Source organism: Carnobacterium sp. GW821-FHT04C06, assembly GCF_059420345.1.
In genome coordinates this window covers 404,939-423,139 of sequence record NZ_JBWKTN010000003.1, presented here as the reverse complement: position 1 = coordinate 423,139, position 18,201 = coordinate 404,939, and the positions used below count along the sequence as shown (strand labels likewise).

21 protein-coding genes are annotated in these 18,201 nt (G+C 33.4%); 19 read left to right on the top strand and 2 right to left on the bottom strand.

Annotation, left to right across the window (positions count from 1 at the left end; genetic code table 11):
• The first annotated feature begins 333 nt into the window (after positions 1-333).
• The 6 genes from yycF (at position 334) to AC07SW_RS07305 (ending at position 7,630) form a co-directional block, all read left to right on the top strand.
• A complete protein-coding gene (yycF, locus tag AC07SW_RS07330; RefSeq protein WP_034572575.1) occupies positions 334-1,041 on the top strand; it encodes a response regulator YycF in 708 nt (235 codons plus the stop codon).
• A 6-nt stretch (positions 1,042-1,047) separates the two neighbouring features.
• Entirely contained in the window at positions 1,048-2,883 is a 1,836-nt protein-coding gene (gene walK / locus AC07SW_RS07325) for a cell wall metabolism sensor histidine kinase WalK (protein ID WP_034572572.1), read from the top strand.
• Positions 2,880-4,211 (top strand): YycH family regulatory protein, encoded by a 1,332-nt coding sequence (locus AC07SW_RS07320; protein WP_162919118.1) that lies wholly within the window; start codon positions 2,880-2,882, stop codon positions 4,209-4,211. The genes walK and AC07SW_RS07320 overlap by 4 nt, the downstream gene beginning before the upstream one ends.
• Positions 4,201-5,067 (top strand): two-component system regulatory protein YycI, encoded by an 867-nt coding sequence (locus AC07SW_RS07315; protein ID WP_034572564.1) that lies wholly within the window; start codon positions 4,201-4,203, stop codon positions 5,065-5,067. Before AC07SW_RS07320 ends, AC07SW_RS07315 begins: the two co-directional genes overlap by 11 nt.
• A gap of 121 nt (positions 5,068-5,188) precedes the next feature.
• Positions 5,189-5,998 carry an MBL fold metallo-hydrolase gene (locus AC07SW_RS07310; RefSeq protein WP_376711490.1) on the top strand — a complete coding sequence of 270 codons (810 nt, stop codon included), beginning with the start codon at positions 5,189-5,191 and terminating at the stop codon, positions 5,996-5,998.
• Between the two features lie 468 nt (positions 5,999-6,466).
• The gene (locus tag AC07SW_RS07305; protein ID WP_051915751.1) at positions 6,467-7,630 is read left to right on the top strand and encodes a S1C family serine protease; all 1,164 of its coding nucleotides are present in this window, start codon (positions 6,467-6,469) and stop codon (positions 7,628-7,630) included.
• Between the two features lie 44 nt (positions 7,631-7,674).
• Here the strand turns inward: AC07SW_RS07305 and AC07SW_RS07300 are convergent, their stop codons facing one another.
• Complete coding sequence (locus AC07SW_RS07300; RefSeq protein WP_311908884.1) at positions 7,675-8,535, bottom strand: alpha/beta hydrolase; 861 nt, start codon at positions 8,533-8,535, stop codon at positions 7,675-7,677.
• Positions 8,536-8,812: 277 nt separating this feature from the next.
• Between AC07SW_RS07300 and AC07SW_RS07295 the strand changes: the two genes are divergently transcribed.
• From AC07SW_RS07295 to AC07SW_RS07240, 12 genes are all read left to right on the top strand, one after another.
• Positions 8,813-8,998, top strand: coding sequence for a CxxH/CxxC protein (locus AC07SW_RS07295; RefSeq protein WP_311908881.1), 186 nt, complete (start codon positions 8,813-8,815; stop codon positions 8,996-8,998).
• A 61-nt stretch (positions 8,999-9,059) separates the two neighbouring features.
• Positions 9,060-9,539 (top strand): 23S rRNA (pseudouridine(1915)-N(3))-methyltransferase RlmH, encoded by a 480-nt coding sequence (gene rlmH / locus AC07SW_RS07290; RefSeq protein WP_034572552.1) that lies wholly within the window; start codon positions 9,060-9,062, stop codon positions 9,537-9,539.
• 73 nt (positions 9,540-9,612) lie between these two features.
• A complete protein-coding gene (locus tag AC07SW_RS07285) occupies positions 9,613-11,316 on the top strand; it encodes an McrB family protein (RefSeq protein ID WP_494632540.1) in 1,704 nt (567 codons plus the stop codon).
• Positions 11,300-12,598, top strand: a complete 1,299-nt coding sequence (locus AC07SW_RS07280; protein ID WP_494632539.1) for a 5-methylcytosine restriction system specificity protein McrC — start codon at positions 11,300-11,302, stop codon at positions 12,596-12,598. Before AC07SW_RS07285 ends, AC07SW_RS07280 begins: the two co-directional genes overlap by 17 nt.
• 503 nt (positions 12,599-13,101) lie before the next feature.
• Entirely contained in the window at positions 13,102-13,551 is a 450-nt protein-coding gene (locus AC07SW_RS07275) for a hypothetical protein (protein WP_147291889.1), read from the top strand.
• Positions 13,548-13,832 (top strand): hypothetical protein, encoded by a 285-nt coding sequence (locus tag AC07SW_RS07270; RefSeq protein WP_494632538.1) that lies wholly within the window; start codon positions 13,548-13,550, stop codon positions 13,830-13,832. The genes AC07SW_RS07275 and AC07SW_RS07270 overlap by 4 nt, the downstream gene beginning before the upstream one ends.
• A gap of 247 nt (positions 13,833-14,079) precedes the next feature.
• Positions 14,080-14,412: a hypothetical protein gene (locus AC07SW_RS07265; protein WP_202872137.1), complete on the top strand. Its 333-nt coding sequence runs from the start codon at positions 14,080-14,082 to the stop codon at positions 14,410-14,412.
• A gap of 7 nt (positions 14,413-14,419) precedes the next feature.
• Positions 14,420-14,776 carry a hypothetical protein gene (locus AC07SW_RS07260; RefSeq protein ID WP_494632548.1) on the top strand — a complete coding sequence of 119 codons (357 nt, stop codon included), beginning with the start codon at positions 14,420-14,422 and terminating at the stop codon, positions 14,774-14,776.
• A 277-nt stretch (positions 14,777-15,053) separates the two neighbouring features.
• Positions 15,054-15,386, top strand: a complete 333-nt coding sequence (locus AC07SW_RS07255) for a hypothetical protein (RefSeq protein ID WP_311908879.1) — start codon at positions 15,054-15,056, stop codon at positions 15,384-15,386.
• Positions 15,376-16,629: a lipase family protein gene (locus AC07SW_RS07250; protein ID WP_494632537.1), complete on the top strand. Its 1,254-nt coding sequence runs from the start codon at positions 15,376-15,378 to the stop codon at positions 16,627-16,629. Before AC07SW_RS07255 ends, AC07SW_RS07250 begins: the two co-directional genes overlap by 11 nt.
• A gap of 15 nt (positions 16,630-16,644) precedes the next feature.
• Positions 16,645-16,950 (top strand): hypothetical protein, encoded by a 306-nt coding sequence (locus AC07SW_RS07245; RefSeq protein ID WP_034572505.1) that lies wholly within the window; start codon positions 16,645-16,647, stop codon positions 16,948-16,950.
• A 34-nt stretch (positions 16,951-16,984) separates the two neighbouring features.
• Positions 16,985-17,224: a hypothetical protein gene (locus AC07SW_RS07240; RefSeq protein WP_236707184.1), complete on the top strand. Its 240-nt coding sequence runs from the start codon at positions 16,985-16,987 to the stop codon at positions 17,222-17,224.
• Positions 17,225-17,323: 99 nt separating this feature from the next.
• Here the strand turns inward: AC07SW_RS07240 and AC07SW_RS07235 are convergent, their stop codons facing one another.
• The gene (locus AC07SW_RS07235) at positions 17,324-17,674 is read right to left on the bottom strand and encodes a DUF3139 domain-containing protein (RefSeq protein ID WP_311908877.1); all 351 of its coding nucleotides are present in this window, start codon (positions 17,672-17,674) and stop codon (positions 17,324-17,326) included.
• A 182-nt stretch (positions 17,675-17,856) separates the two neighbouring features.
• Between AC07SW_RS07235 and AC07SW_RS07230 the strand changes: the two genes are divergently transcribed.
• Complete coding sequence (locus AC07SW_RS07230) at positions 17,857-18,186, top strand: hypothetical protein (RefSeq protein WP_034572497.1); 330 nt, start codon at positions 17,857-17,859, stop codon at positions 18,184-18,186.
• Positions 18,187-18,201: the final 15 nt, after the last annotated feature.

Here is an 18,201-nt window from a genome sequence, read left to right as displayed (position 1 = left end):
AAAATCAACGAAACAGCTGTTCAGGTTATTGTTGGAACCGATGTTGAGTTTATTGCAGATAAATTAAAAAATGAATTAGATAAATAAAACTAAAAAACCCGTGATTTTCAACTTGAAAATCACGGGTTTTTATTTTAATTGCGGATATTTTTAGATAAGAATAGAGTTATTGATTTGTTAATTTTATGAAAATTTTGCACTTCCTACACTGGTTAGGTATAATGGAGGATAGGATGAGCTTACTGGGCAAAAAAATGCATAGTTATCTTTAAGCTGAACGCAAAATTTGCCATCCGTATTAAACGTTTTATTGAATCCAAGGAGGGTTACAATATGAAAAAAATATTAGTAGTAGATGATGAGAAGCCGATTTCAGATATTGTGAAATTTAATTTAACTAAAGAAGGATATGAAGTTTTTACAGCTTATGATGGAGAAGAAGCGTTAGCGATGGTACCAGATGTGGAACCAGATTTAATTCTTTTAGATTTAATGTTGCCAAAAGTAGACGGTTTGGAAGTTTGTCGTGAAGTTCGTAAAAATTATGATATGCCGATTATTATGGTAACAGCTAAAGATTCAGAAATCGATAAGGTTTTAGGACTTGAATTAGGAGCAGATGACTATGTTACGAAGCCTTTTTCAAACCGTGAATTAGTGGCACGTGTTAAAGCAAACTTAAGAAGACACGGTTCAATTGGAACAGCGGTGGTGGAAGAAGAAGACAACAATGAGATTGAAGTTGGTGCTTTAACGGTTCATCCAGATGCTTATATTGTTTCAAAACGTGGCGAAAAAATTGAATTGACACATCGCGAATTTGAATTGCTGCACTATTTAGCAAAACATCTAGGACAAGTCATGACAAGAGAACATTTGTTGCAAACGGTTTGGGGATATGACTATTTTGGTGACGTTCGAACAGTCGATGTAACCGTAAGACGTTTAAGAGAAAAAATTGAAGACAATCCTAGTCACCCTGCTTGGTTAGTAACAAGACGTGGTGTTGGGTACTATTTGAGAAACCCTGAACAGGAGTAATCGTTCATGAATAAACGAATTAAAATTTTTCAATCCATCCATTTTAAAATTGTTATTGTATTTGTATTTCTGCTAATTGTAGCGCTAGAAATCATTGGCGCTTATTTTGTTGGACAATTGGAAACACAAATGGTTGATAATTTTCAAGAACAAATGAGGCTAAGAGTGGGATTTTTGGATAACAATCTGCAACCCTTATTAAAAAAGCCCGATTCCAAAAATTTTGAATCGGATGTTAGGAGATTGTTAACGGACTTCTCGGCTAAAAATGTAATTAAAGCAGAAGTGATAGATGGGAAATATTATATTGTTGGGACAAGTGATTACCAAGAAAATATGGTAGGTCGCAAATCTACTGACTTTGATGTTAAGCAGGCATTGTTAGTTGGAAGTGAAATAACAAGGCAGTATTCAGACGAAAGCACAAATGAACGTGTTTGGAAATTGGTTGTGCCGATTATTTCAGACGATAATAAAGTGTTAGGAGTCATTAATTTAGAGTCGAATATTGAATCAGTATACGATCAAATTAACGATATTACGATCATTTTCTTTAGAGCATCAATGATTGCAGCGGTGGTTACAGTCATTTTAGCGCTGTTTATTTCCCGGGCAATAACGAAACCTATTTCCGAAATGAAAAAACAAGCGATTCAAATGGCTGAAGGGGATTATTCTGGTCAAGTGAAGATTTACGGACAAGATGAACTTGGTCAGTTGTCACTGGCTGTTAATAACCTTTCTACAAAAGTAGAAGAAGCACAAGAATCGACAGAAGCGGAGAGACGTAGGTTAGATGGTGTACTAGCACATATGTCAGATGGCGTTGTGGCTACAGATCGTCGTGGGAAAGTCGTTATTATCAACGAAACAGCGTTGGATTTACTGAATTTAACACAAGATTACGCGTTAGGACGCTCTATTTTAGAAATTCTAAAAATTGAGCATCATTTTACGTTCCGTCAGTTGTTAGAAACACAAGAAGAGTTGATATTGGATTTCTCAACAGAAGAGAATGAAGTGACCTTACGTGGTGAATTTTCATTGATTCAAAGAGAGACAGGTTTTATTAGTGGGTTGGTTTGTGTGTTACACGATATTACGGAACAAGAAAAGGTAGAACGAGAGCGTCGCGATTTCGTATCAAATGTTTCTCATGAATTGAGAACGCCATTAACCAGTATGAGAAGTTATTTAGAAGCTTTGAATGATGGGGCTTGGAAAGATCCTGAAATCGCACCTAAATTCTTAGCAGTCACTCAAGAGGAAACAGATCGCATGATCCGCATGATTAGTGATTTGCTAAATCTTTCGCGAATGGATGCAGGAAAAGATGTTCTTTCATTGGAATATGTCAATATCAATGAATTGTTTAGCCATGTGCTAAATCGGTTTGATATGATGATTCAATCCAATGACAAACCTGAAAAACCTTTTGTCATTAAACGTGAATTTACCAAACGTGATTTATGGGTTGAAGTTGATGCGGATAAAATGATTCAAGTAATGGATAATATTATGAATAACGCTATCAAGTATTCTCCAGCAGGAGGAACCATTACGTGCCGCTTAGTAGAAACACATAATAGTGTTGTTTTAAGCATAGCCGATGAAGGATTAGGCGTTCCTAAAAAGGATATTCCGCATGTCTTTGACCGTTTCTTTAGAGTAGATAAAGCCCGTGCTAGATCAATGGGTGGAACAGGGCTAGGTTTAGCAATTTCAAAAGAAGTTGTGCAAAAACATGGTGGAAAAATTTGGTTAGAAAGTGCTGAAAATGTAGGATCAACCTTTTTCATTGCCTTACCTTATGTTCCATATGAGGAGGATGAATGGGAATGAAAAGCATACATTTTATTCGAGGATTTTTGATTTTTCTAGTTGCTCTAAGCTTAGTATTAACCTGGGCGATTTGGACAATGCCAGGAAAAGATGAAAAAAAAGCAAATAGCAACACAAATAAACTATCAGAAATTACTGTTTCTAGAAAAGACAATGAAGTATTTGTTCCGACAATGGTTGTTCTCCATAAAAACAACACGAAGGAATTGACGGTAGATACTGAAATAATGAGAAATTTTAACAAAGAATTTGCGACCTGGTCATTTGCTTCAATCGATTCTTCAGAAGTATATTCAGGAGAGGAGTACACTGAAAAACTCTCAGAAAATAATAATGTTGAACTTGTTTTTCCTAATGAATTGCCATTCGGGTTATTCAGTAAGTTTTTTGGGAAACTAGCAAATGTCTATAAAAATGAAACCTTCCAAAGAATTACGATTTCATTAGATAATCCAACAATCATTCATTTTTACAATGACCGCGAACAGAAAATTTATTCTGGCGAGTTAGAAAATGCAGATAAGAAAAAAATGAGTGAGCTCTTAAATGCTAGTGATAAAAACTACACAGCAGTTGCCCTTCAAAAATTGGGAAGCAAGTATGTTTATCTGCCAACTGAAGAAGTGAAATTGCCGCAATACGCTTATATGGTAGAAACACAACCGAATAGTTTCTTTATTTATCGTTTGTTCGATGATACCTCTGAAGTAAAAGAGTCAACAGCAGAGGCTGGTTATGAGCAGTTCAATGATAATATTAGTCGAATGAAAGTAAGCCAGTCCACCAATATTTTATCGTATTATCGTAATCGAACAACCACGAATAAATTTGATTTAGTCGATATGCTGAAAAGTAGCTTCTATGAGCTACAAAAATACGAAAACTGGCCTGGGGCGGTCCATTACTTTAATTACAATAATCAAAAACAACAAGCCATTTACCGACGTTATATTGAAGGCTATCCAATCTTTAGCAATACCACTCAAAATAGTACAAATGAAGATGACATGGGAGCGACCTATATAACCGTTGCCGAAAATGGATTATCTCAATTGCAAGTTCCTTTAATTGTTGCCCAAACTCCTTTATCTGATAAAGAAGATGAGAAACAATTAGTAAAAGGTACGGATATCTTAGCGTCTTTGAATCAAGTTGGAATTGAAAATGAACAAATCGAAGGGCTTGAAATTGGGTATTGTTGGACCAATAGTAAAGAATCCAGTCGTGTTGTCGATCTTGAACCGAGTTGGTATGCATGTATCAATGGAGTCTGGTTAAACGCAGAAAGTTTAATTAGCCAAAAAGGGGGGACTACAGATGGACTTTAAACGAATAGAAATTATTTTCACCATTACATTTCTATGCTTAAATATCTTTTTGCTGTCTTCCTATTTGGATAAAAATAAAACCATTTCTTACCAAAATGATAGTAGTTTAAAAATCAATACTTTAGAAGAAATGAAGAAGGAATCCATCGAAGTTCCAGCGAAGCTATCAGATGAAAAGATAGCTGTTCCCTTTGTCAAAGCTGAAAATGAAGATCTTTTAGAACAAAATTTATCAAAATTAAATAAACAAACTGTGAAACGGATGGAAAGCAGCAATTTACTATACAGTATTTTAACGAGCTCTTTTGAATTGATGCCAGCAGGACGTGAGTTTAAGCGGTCTGATTTAGCAAAAGTTGATGAATTCATTAAAAATGATCAAATTTTATTTGGTAGTGAGTATCAATATTTTAAATTCACACCAGACAAAAAAGAGCTAGTATATACACAAGTTGCTAACAATATTCCAATTACGGATGGAACGGGTCAGATCACCTTCCATTTAGACAATGACAACCGAATTATTTCTTATGAACAAACTTACGCTGGTCCAGTTAAAGTAACCGGAAAAAGTCGTGAGCTGATTTCAGAAAAACGAGCGGTCGAGTTGCTTTACCAAAATAGTGAAGTTCAAGCAAACAGCGAAATTCGCAAACCAATTTTAAGTTATCATCGCACATTGGGGTTGGAAGATTTGAGCATTTATGGACCTATTTGGTATGTTGAAGTGAAGACATCTAATGAAGTGAAAATAAAACTCGTAAATGCAATTGATGGTTCAATCATCAAAGATATGTCTAATCGAACAGATGCAACCGATTCAGCAGATGAAGCGACGGATAGTGCTATGGAATAGAAAGACAAGTTTCCTAATTGGGAAGCTTGTCTTTTTAGTTAAATATCATCTTTCCTTATTTGCATTCCTCCATTTTTGATGTAAACTATAGAAGATAGATTGAGGAGGCACTAGTTTCATGATGATGGAGAATAATCAAGGATTAAAAGTCAGTATTCTAGCGAGTGGCAGCTCAGGAAATGTGACGTATATAGAGTCCGCCAATCAACGATTGTTGGTAGACAGTGGGTTAAGTGGGAAAAAAGTAACCGAATTAATGAAACAAATTGATCGCGATATTGCAGATGTTGATGGGATATTGGTTACACATGAACATCGTGACCATATTCACGGAGTAGGCGTCTTGGCTCGCAAATACAAGCTTGACGTATATGCAAATGAAAAAACCTGGGCAGCGATGTCCCCTATTATTGGCGAAGTCAAAACAGAACAAAAACATATTTTTGAAATGGGAAAAGTAATGACAATCGGTGACATTGACGTGGAAAGCTTCGGCGTTTCTCATGATGCGGTGGAACCACAATTTTATTGCTTCCATAAAAACAATAAACGTTTTGCAATGTTAACGGATACAGGTTATGTAAGTGACCGTATGCGCGGTGTGATTCAAAATGCAGATGCGTATCTTTTTGAAAGCAATCATGATTTAGAGATGCTTAGAATGGGTCAATACCCGTGGTCTTTAAAACAGCGTATTTTAGGCGACAAAGGTCATTTGTCAAATGAAGATGGCGCAATTGCCATGGCAGATGTATTAGGTGACGCAACCAAGCGAATTTATTTAGGACATTTAAGCAAGGATAACAATATTAAAGAATTGGCACATATGACGGCAACGGATATTTTAAAAGAAAAAGGGACAGGCGTTAATGAAACCTTTAGTGTCTATGATACAGACCCAGAAGTAGCCTCTCCGTTATTTAATGTATAAAATAAAGTCTCTGCATAAGTAACCTTATGTCAGAGATTTTTTTAATACCAAAAAATAATGTGAAACCTTATCGATTTTGAAGAAACTGTGATAGAATTAATAGAAGAATAGCGTATTTTTTCCTATAATATTCATATAAAATTCAAAAATTGAAGGTACACTAAGAGTATAAAATACAACTAAAGAGGTGGATGAAAAGTGAGATACGATGCAAATGGAAATCTTATTCCAGAAGAAAATAATCAAACAGAAGTAGAAAAAAATGAATTCGTAAGATCAGAAAATGAAGCTAAAATATCGCAAGAATCTGCTGCAAATGTTTCACGGGAAACACAAAAAGAGACACCAAAAAGAGCAACATCAAACTCTTCGACAACAGGAAACGGCGGAAATGGTGGCGGTCGTCCGCCAAAAGAACCAACAACGAATTCACCACGTAAGTCTGGTGGTTCTTGGAAGAGTGGTTTAATCGGAGGACTAATAGGTGGTTTGATTATCGCTTTAGTCGGTGGTGGATTAGCTTTCTCTTATTTACCAAAAGATAATAGCTCAGTACCAGACACTACAACCAATAAAGGCAACGTTGTGACGAGTAATGTCAAAGCGAACGTAACGACAGATACAACAAAAGCTGTTGAGCAAGTAGAAGATGCTGTAGTTTCAGTAGCGAATATGCAAAAACAAAACCAACAAGGAATGCTTGGTGGGGATTACAGCCAATCTAAAAGCAACGATAGTTCAAATTTAGAAACAACAAGTGAAGGTAGTGGCGTTATCTATAAAAAAGATGGCGATACGGCTTATGTTGTAACAAATAACCATGTAATCAACGGTTCAGATGCTGTTGAAGTTATTTTAAAAGATGGCACCAAGGTTCAAGCTAAAGTTATTGGATCGGATGTTTGGACTGATTTAGCAGTTCTATCAATTCCTTCTGAAAAGGTGAAAACGGTAGCGACATTTGGTGATTCAGACAGCATTAAAGTTGGTGAACCAGCAATCGCAATCGGCTCTCCTCTTGGAACAAACTTTGCGACTTCTGTCACACAAGGAATTATTTCTGCGAAAAACAGAACCGTTGCAATGGACATTAACGAAGATGGCGTAGAAGATTGGGATATGACCGCTATCCAAACAGATGCTGCAATCAACCCAGGAAACTCTGGTGGGGCTCTAATCAACATCGCAGGACAAGTCATCGGAATCAATTCAATGAAAATTTCACAAGACACAGTTGAAGGAATGGGCTTTGCGATTCCAAGTAACGACGTTGTGAAAATTATTAGCGAATTAGAGAAAAATGGCGAAATCGTTCGTCCAGTATTAGGCGTTTCGCTTCGTGATCTATCACAAATTTCTGCACAACAACAAGAGCGTGTGCTTAAATTACCTGAAAAAGTAACAGAAGGTGTCGTTATTACGGATGTACAAACGAACTCAGCAGCAGAAAAAGCTGGTTTAAAACAATACGACACAATCGTTGAAATCAATGGCACACCAGTGACAGACAATGTGTCTCTAAGAAAAGTAATTTATAACTTAAAAGTTGGGGACAAAGTTGATGTGAAATATTACCGAGATGGTAAAGAAGCAACGGCTAATGTTACGATGGAAGCTTCAAAAAGCCTTTAAAATACAAAAGACCTAAATCTTGATTGATTTAGGTCTTTTTCTATTTAAAGATGTCTGTTCAGCCAATTTAGTAAATCTTGATAGACAAGCAAGTAAGAATCTTCCATTAAAATCTCATGTCGCAATTCCGGGTACGTGCAAAGGGTAATGTCTGTAAATTGCGCGTCTTCCAACTCATGAAAGACCTTTCGAACGCCTTTTCCCATACCACCAACTGGATCTTGATCCCCAGAAATTACTAAAATAGGAAGCTCAGTTGGAATAGTAGTTGCCCATCCTTTTTTGGTGCCATCGTTGAGTAACGTGAAGAGCGTTAAAAAGCCATTGTTTGTAAAAATAAAACCCGTTTGAGGATGCTCTTCATACCAAGTGACATTCTGTTGGTTTTTTGACAACCAATTAAAATCAGAACCGGTTTCTTCAAAATAAGAGCTAAAATTGCCAAAAGCTAATTTATCCACAAGTGGATTGCGTGTTTTAGGACTTATTTTATTTAATAAAGTTAAAGGACTTAAAATAAAGTTTAATTCAGGCTTTGGACCACTAGTCCCCATTAAAATTGCGCCATCTATCGTATCTCCATATTGTTGAAGAAAGTTACGAACAATAAAGGAGCCCATGCTATGCCCCATTAAAAAATAAGGCAAATGAGGGTAGTCCATTTTAATTAAATCATGGAGCTTCTTAATATCCTCAACCACATGCTGCTTGCCGTTTCCTTTTGAAAAATACCCACGATCTTCAACTGCAGCAACAGAGTTGCCATGTCCTAAATGATCATTTCCGACTACAAGAAATTGATTTTCTGATAGATAACGAGCAAAATCATCATACCGATCAATAAATTCAGCCATACCGTGACTAATTTGCAAAATAGCTTTTGGTGCACCAAGGGGTCGCCAGATACTTGCTGAAATAAGTGTTTCCTGATTATGAGATAAGTACGTGATTCGTTCTTTTATGATGATAAAAACCTCCTTTAAAACAATAAATGAATTACTATGATTGTATCATAAATCTAATTGTACACAAACGACTATTCTGAGAAAAACAGTCATTTAAAGAAAAGTGTGGATAAGAAAATCAAAAAAGTAATGAACATTGGGGATAAGTACTGTAAAATGAAAGATAGTAGGATTGTGGAGTGTATAACTTATCCACAAAAAAAAGGAGGTCCTGTGGATGAAATCGATTTATGCTTGCCAAGAACACATTGAAGAAGCGCTGGATGACGCTGTTTATACAGGTTTTGAGATGCCTGTATTAGATCAGTTTACACCTGTGGATAACGATCAAACAAAATGTACGTATTGCAAAAGTCAACCCATATATATGGTGGCGAATTTCTGTTCGCCTACCAAATCATGATATGAAATTGTGGACATGTGGATAACTTCTGTGGATAACCTGTGATTAAAGGAGAAAAACTGTGAATATCAAAATAATTAGTGTGGGAAAATTAAAAGAAAAATATTTAAAAATGGGAATTGAGGAATACGTGAAGCGTCTGGGAGCGTATTGTAAAATCGAATTGATTGAAGTACCTGATGAAAAAGCACCAGAAAAATTGAGTGCAGCTGAAATGATTCAAGTAAAAGAAAAAGAAGGCGAGCGTATTTTAAGTAAAATTCCAGAAAATGCCTATGTATTTGCTTTAGCAATTGAAGGAAAACAACGTACTTCTGAAGAATTTTCAAAAGAAATCGATCAACTAGGGATCAGTGGAAAAAGCCAGCTTGTTTTTGTGATTGGTGGATCCTTGGGGTTGAGTGATGCGGTTCTGAAACGTAGCAATACACAAATTTCCTTTGGGAAAATGACATTGCCTCATCAGTTGATGCGGTTGGTATTGGTGGAGCAGGTTTATCGAGGGTATCGGATTATGAAGGGGGAACCCTATCATAAGTAGTGAGGTTTTAGGAAATATAATATATTAGTTTTAGTGTATTTAGACGATACAAAATTGAGGGTGGTTAAGACAAATGGATTTCAAAGATACTGGAAATGAATATAAAGAATTTAAATATCTCTTAAAGCGATTTGTTGAACAAGCAAATATAAATATTAAAAGCAACGAAAATAAAAAAACAACTATAGGAATTGATGGGTTTGAAAATAATAAATTTAGTCGTGTTAAAAACTATGATGTACTAAATATTGCAGGCATTGACTACCATATTCATTTATTTAGCAATAGCTCATACGGTCCAACTAGTGGTGAGAACAGTAGTAAAATCCCTTATTTTGATTATAGTTTACCAAATGGAAATTGGGCAAATGTCCGCACAACTTTCCAGAATTTTGAAATTAGTTCGCTCAGAATAGTAGAGTGGAATAAAGAAAAGAACAGAGACAAAGAATTAGGTATATCTTATAAGATAGCTGAACTAGATTTATTTTCTAAAGAAGAGCCCAATAAAACATTGATTCGTTTTTATGAGGATTTTGTAAATGTAGGAAAGAAGGAATCAAGTATGGAATTCACGAATAAAAAAAATGAGTTGGCATATAAGCTTGAAAAATCGAAGAATATTATTTTACGTGGTGCTCCAGGAACGGGAAAGAGTTACTTAGCTAAAGAAATAGCAGCCGAGATTATAGGTATTTCTAAAGAGGAATTAAAAGATTCAGAACAATTTGAATTCGTCCAGTTTCATCCAAGTTATGATTATACTGATTTTGTAGAAGGTTTACGACCTGTAACGCCTGATGATGGTGAAATGGGATTTGAGCTACAAGATGGTATTTTTAAGTCATTCTGTGGAAAAGCGATAGAAGCACTTCGTATCGGAGGAAAAGATAATTTTGAGGAATCGTGGGCGAAATATCTTGCACATGTAAATACAGCCGATGAAAAAGAATATGTGACGAAAACGGCTTACCTTACTGTTAATAGTGTGAATAATTTTAATGTAACCTATGATAGTGGTGTTAATGGTGGGGTATTACCTAAACGCTATGTATACGAGTTGTATAAAAATTCTGATTATAAAAAGCAACTCTATTATCGTGGACAAGCGTTGGTTGTTATTGAGAAAATGAAGAAAAAATTTGGTTTGGTACCCTATCTAGCACCATCTGAATCTAATAGTGTTGAGGGGAAGAAGTTTGTTTTTGTGATCGATGAAATTAATCGCGGAGAAATTTCTAAGATATTAGGAGAACTATTTTTTTCAATTGATCCAAGTTATCGGGGAAAATCTGGTTCGGTAAAAACGCAATATGCTAATCTTAGACAAGATGATGAAAATTTCTATATTCCTGAAAATGTTTATATTATTGGTACTATGAATGATATTGATCGTTCAGTAGACAGTTTTGATTTTGCTATGCGTCGTCGATTTAGATTTATAGAAATAAAAGCAAATGAAACACTTTCTATGTGGCAAGGACAGTTAGATGACGATAAAATAGAAAGTGCTTCTGATCGTTTAATTTCTTTAAATGAGCAAATTTCTGTTATAGATGATTTAAATTCTAACTATCATATAGGACCAAGTTACTTTTTAAAGTTACCTGAATTAGACTATAGTTATGAAGTTTTATGGCAGGATTACCTTCAGCCGTTATTAGAAGAATATATCCGAGGTAGCTATGAAGAAAAACAAAAAATTGAGTCTATGAAAGACGCTTATAACTTGATAACTAAGATAGACGAGGTAAATTATAATGAGGATCCAAGATAATAATAGTTATTCAAAATCTGAATTTAAAAAGACATATCCTAAAATTTCAGCTAAACTAATAGATAAGACTTTATCAGTATTATCAAATGAGAGTAATATCCTTATTTTTCCTAGTGATTTTTCTGTGATAGATGATTTAGAAAGTAATTCAAAAATTATTGAAACGATAAATGAGGAATTAAAATTTCAAAATATTGCAGGTTTTATTGGTTGTGGGGGCGAAAATTTAGAAATACATTCACGATTTTCTCAAAATAAAGATGATTATTTTTTACACTATATGTTACAAAAAGTTTTAAATATCAATGTAGTTGATTTAAATACTAATTTATCTATGGAAGAGCAAATATATCAATTCTTAATTTATGCATTTCCTCAATATTTAAATGCAGCTATGAGAAAAGGTATTTTTAAACAATATTGTAGAATAGAATACAATAATATCAATGTTAAAGGAAATATTGATATTGCTAGACATATTAAAAGAAATATACCTTTTACAGGTAAAGTAGCTTATTCATCTCGAGAATATACTCAGGATAACGACTTGATGCAACTAGTGCGGCATACAATAGAATATATTCGTCTATCAACAAAAAATGGCCAACTTATCTTAAATTCATCAGAGCTTATGAAACAAAATATTTCCTCGATTATATTTGCAACTCCATCGTTTAATTTAGGTAACAAGAGAAAAGTGATTAATGCCAACAGAAATACTCCGCTAAGACATGCTTACTATACTGAATATCGCTTACTTCAACAGTTATGCTTGTTGATATTAACTTATAGACATCATGATTTAGGGGGAGGAGCCCAGAATATTCATGGTATATTATTCGATGTTTCCTGGCTTTGGGAAGAATATGTAAATACGATTCTTAAAGATCATTTCGTTCATCCTAGAAATAAAAAATCGAAGGATGGTATATCAATATTTTCTGATAGAACAAGAACCGTTTATCCCGATTTCTATAACAATGAACTAGGTAGTGTTATTGATGCAAAATATAAAAAACTTGAATTTACTTCAAAAGGAATTAGTCGTGAAGATTTGTATCAAATTATAGGTTATTCATATATATTAAAATCAAAAACAGCTGGTGTAGTCTATCCTAGTGTTGAGAAAACAAAATACAACGAAATTGGTAGATTATCAGGATACGGAGCTTTGATATTTAAGCAGTCTATTCAAATTCCACAGCAAGTTGATAGTTATAAAGCATTTATAACCTTGATGAACGAGTCAGAAAATAAATTCAAAGAGCAATGGAATATTTAATTAAAGCAATTGAAAAAACCACCTGATGGAGAGTCAGGTGGCAAAAAAGGAGTTATCATGGCTGTAGATTTTAAAGTCGTACAGACATGATGTCATTACACTTTGGAGGAGTTGTAATGAAAAAATGAAAATAAAAAAGTTAGTTTGTAGTTTGGCTTTAGGTAAGAATGACTGTCATCCTTACTACTCTTTTAGTATACTCATAAGTTATGAAGAAAGTATGTTGTAAATAGTAAAGAAGTTTGATAATTATAAGAAGTAAAGAATGCTCTTGGTGCCTAGAAGGTTTTTGAGAGTATTTTTGTATTCAATGATTAAAAGTCGTTAATAGCAGTTGTTTAATATAAAAAAATGTATCATGTGACAAACAAAATAGACAAGATACTGTATAAAATGTTATTCTGTTTATAGAAGAACATTCGTTTTGTATGAGTCAATAAAGTAAGAGATGAAAAAGTTGATGTATTCTTTTGTAAGATTTACAGAGAAAATGGATTTGAAGAATGATAAAGCAACTAATTAGAAATATGAGTATTGAAGAGGTGTTGATTGTGAAAAAAAAGAGGTATTGGCTATTTAGCTTAGTAGCTATTTTAATATTAGGAATTGGAGGCGGATATTACATGAATAAGGATCAAGAAAAAAAAGAACAGCAACAACAGTTGTTAAAAGCCCAAAATGAAATTGCTATCTATGTAGTACAAAATTATAAAGATGTTACTCAAATTGATTTTGATACCCCCTTATATTCAAAAAAAACGGGTAGTTGGTCTATTGATTTAGAAATTAACCAAAATCCTGATGATTGGTTATCGATTAAATTTATTCTCGAAAAAAATAAAACTAGGATTATTTCAACTAGATATAATCAAGATGATTTTAGTTTAAAAAAAGAATTAGATAGTTATAACTCTTTAGATAAAATAACCGTTAATTACGGAGGTATACAATGATTATTGATAGAGATTACAGTACATCAGTAGACAACGTAGAAAACGGAATGCAAGCCATGGCAGTTGCCCCCATTAAAAATGGAAAACCAGACACCTCTCAAGTAGTGATTGCATTTGCTGGAATGAATGCTGACGAAGGATTAAATATTCTAACAGATACGCAAACGGTAGAATTAAACAAGAATACTTTAGACATATCAACAAAATTAAATTTTAATGGATACAATAAATATACAAACCAAAGATTTAAAGTAGTCAAAAACAAATACATAAATTTTTGAATCACAACCGCGGGTCCTCTCAAAAATGAAATCCAACTTAACTTTTCGGAAAAAAATATATATAAACTAAATAACGATATCTTTCTAATATAATCTAGGTTAAAATAATAATGAATCAATAGTTATTTAAAAAAAGAATAAAAACTAGATTTAAGAGGTGTTCGTCGTGGGGGGAAATAGGTTAAAGAATAAATGGATTTGGCTAAGTATTTTACTAGTATTTATTTTAGGAATCGGAGGAATAAGAATGGAAATTAATGGTAGTAAAAAAATTTCTATAGAACAGCAAAATAATGTGGCTACTTGGATTGTCAGAAGTTATGATAATGTTAAAAAAATAACTTTTTTGAAATTTTATCAGGATGAAAAGACTGGGACAGTTGGTATTAATTTTAAAATTAATAATGATGATAGATTTAAGTCAGGTATTGTAGTTGATACTATATCTGAATTTGATACAAATGTGGGTATAGTTGGATTAAGTCCAATTAATACGTTTGAAAAATTAGTACCTTCAAATAACAAGAAAGATTATTTAGTTGATTTAAAGAAAGTTGAAATAAATTATTTAGAGGAGTGAAGAATTTTTGAATGATGCTGAATTACGATGGTTAGCTGAGCAAGCATATTGGGTGGATTCTTTAAAAAATAATAAACCGTACACTCCTAAGGAAGGAAATAGTTATTATTATAATTCTAAAAATCCTAATATGGGGAAATTTGAAGTTTTAAAAATAAAAGACAACGTAGAAAACGGAATGCAAGCCATGGCAGTTGCCCCTATTAAAAATGGAAAACCAGACACCTCTCAAGTAGTGATTGCATTTGCTGGAATGAATGCTGACGATGGATTAGATATCCTTACAGATACGCAAACAGTAGGATTAAACAAGGATACTTTAGACATATCAACAAAATTAAATTTTAATGGATATAATAAATAAACAAACCAAAGATTTAAGGTAGTCAAAAGCATGTACATAAATTTTTGAATCATAATTAATAGGTACTTTGTTGGTACAAAAGTCTAACTTAGCTTTCTATAAAATTATATAAAAACTAAAGAACATTATCTTTCTAATATCATATATATTAAAATAAAAGTATTGGGTTAAGTGTTAATTAAAAATTATTGAAGAGGTGTTGGTTGTGAACAAAAAGAGGTGTTGGCTATTTAGTTTAGTAGCTATTTTAATATTAGGAATTGGAGGCGGATATTACATGAATAAGGATCAAGAAAAAAAAGAACAGCAACAACAGTTAGCAATAGCAGAAAAAAAAATAGCCTTATATGTCGTTCAAAATTATAGTAATGTAAAAAGTATTAAATTTAGTACATTTAAATTTAATAAACAAACTGGTTCGTGGCATGTTGCAACCCAAATAAACCATGATAACTTAATGACGTTTTCATTAGAAAATCTGAATGATATTTCTGAAGAAACAATAGGAATTAGATATAATTTAAAAACTTTTAATTTAAAAAAGAAAAAAGATACCACGAAAAATATCAATGACATAAAAATACTTAAGGAGGAACTAGATGCCAACTGATAGAGATTATAAGATATTATCTGATGAATCCTACGAAGTGGATTCTAATAAAAATGATCAACCTTGGGAAAAAGGAGACATCTTAAGTAATTCAAAGTTGTCTACGGACTACAAAGTCTTACAAGTGAAAGACAATAAAGAAAACGGAATGCAAGCCATGGCAGTCGCCCCCATTAAAAATGGAAAACCAGACACCTCTCAAGTAGTGATTGCATTTGCTGGAACGAATGCTGATGATGGATTAGATATCCTTACAGATACGCAAACGGTAGGATTAAACAAGGATACTTTAACTACATCAGTGGAAGTGCCCTCTAATTCAAGTAAGACTGAGACTCATAAAAAAATTGTAGATGCTCAATCTGTTACCGCTCTCCAATTTGCGGATGAAATCAGAAAAAAATACCCCAACGCCAGTATCTCTACAACTGGTCATTCTTTAGGAGAATATCTGGCGTTATTGGTAGCTGCTGAAAATAAGTGGCTAAATGTTGGGTTTAATGGTCCAGATCCGTATGGAATTTTGAGTAACGAAGCAAAAGAATGGGTAAAAAATAATCCAGGTTGGTTAACGAATTTTCGTAACCGTGGGGATGCCATTGGAAATCTTATGGGAAATGGTACTGGGGCAGAGATTAAAATCAGTTTAGCGATGGGGTTAAATCCTCTTAAAGGAGCGTTTCATAATTTGTCTACATGGAAATTTGATGACAAAGGACGCTTGATTATTCCTAAGAACGACTATAATAAAAAAGCAATTCAACAAGAAAGCGAACGTCAATTGATGCAACAATTCGTTATGGGAATGGTTGTTTTACAAGAATTAAAAGCTAAATTTCAAGCAAGTAGTGGAGGGCTATCCACAAATGAAAAAATATACTTAGAAGACAGTCAAGCTTTGGCCGTTGTTCAATTAGCTTCATCAGAGTTTGAATTGGCAATGACAAATACGATAAAAATTTATCAAGAGGGTATGTTAGACTTAGAAAAATTGTGGCAACAATGTGTGTCAAAGGCTCGAAATGGAGCATCAGATTTGAGTCATGGAGAAATCATGGAGATGCTAAATTCAGTAGATTGTACCGAGTCCAAGATGGTGACTCTTCCAAATGAAGAATTTAGAGAAAAAATTGCGAAGGCGAAACAAATGAGAGAAAAATTTACGCGTCTTGTATCAGAAATTAAGTCTAAAATAGCTGAGTTGGTTCAGAGAGACCAAGAACTAGCTCGTCAATTAGAGTAGAAGGGAAATAGTTGGATGGATAAGGAAGAACAATTACTTAAAGACTATCAACAAACAAGACAAAAATTAGAAGACCAAGAAGACACGATTAAAGAATTTCAACGAAAAGGGCAGCGAATGGAAGAGGAAGCTTATTCAGAGTTGCGCTATTTACTTTCGGATATTTCTGAAAACAATGATTCCTTAAATGAGGCTCGAGTAGAATTAGCTCGTTTAGAAGAAGACTTACTAGTTGAATTGAATCAAGAAAAAAAGAACATTGTTCGGCAACAAGAAGAAGCCGAATACCAGTATAGAAAAGACTTACAACGGTTAAAATAGGGGGATTGATCTGATGGAAGCTTTGGATGAATTGATGAAAGAGTATAAAAAGAATGTCCAGAAAACCGAAGTGAAAGCCATTGGGCGATCTGGGAGTCAGAGTAAAGAATCTAAAAAAGCTAAAACAAAAAAACTAGGGAAACAAGAAAGCAAATTGGCGAAAGCCTCTTTATCAAAAACAACAACTGGTTTACAGTCAACGGTTAAAGGCCAGTTTGGAAAAAAGATAACAAAAGTATTTGATCAACAAAAACAAATGTTGGATGAATTTTAAGAGGACTTGAAAAAGTAAATTTACTAAGAGAGTAAAAAAATTACATTTACTGATGTGTCTAAAACTAAGACCGTTCACTTGAACGGTTTTTTATTGTTTCTAGTATTCTTTTTTTTCATAGTAAAGTGATTGATTATACTTAGCTGGTTTTTTAGTGTAATTCATATTTAGGAAGAGTAAATCTTCTTGGATGTCATTTGTTTTAAATCGGTAATCGAAACTATATTGAAAATTCAAATCATCTTTCATGATAACGAACAAGTTCCATCGATCAGTTGAATAAGAATAATGAATTTCTTCATCCTTAATTTTATTTAAAGGAAATCCTTTCTGCTCCATATAATGATGCACACGATTAGTAGCAATTGATTGTTTAATTATTTTATTGGCATAAAACACTGCAGTTAGAAGAAAACAAATAAACAGGAAGATAATAAATTTATTTTTCATAGATTAACCTACCTTTCTAAGTTAAAATTATAGTGTAGCATAAAAAGATTTTTATATGAAGAGAATTTAGTGTCAATCCTTACTTAGATGAATGTCTTGGTAGTTTCTAAAATGGTTTAAACATAGAGAGTCCTTAGCATTGCTATTTTCTTAAGTGTAACATTATATAAGTAGGTGAGCAGATGAGCAATAAATTTAAACTAGTTATGGGTATTTTATTAGTAGGATGTTTATTTGGCAGTATCCTAATGTACGAACCTTATCGTAAATCGATTGCATTAGATGCCCTATACGCTAGATTAGAAAAGGAAAATATTTATAAAAATGAAATAACAATAACGAATAAAATTAGAGATTACAAAATAGCAGGTGGAGGGTACTCTTTTTATTTTGAAATAAAAAACGACAAAAAAAATTATCGAGCATTTTATTTTTATGAAAGAAGAAGCGTAACACTCTATCAAGTAAAAGAAGATGATGGACCAGATAGAATGCTCGATAAAATTAATTAACTACAAGACTGACTA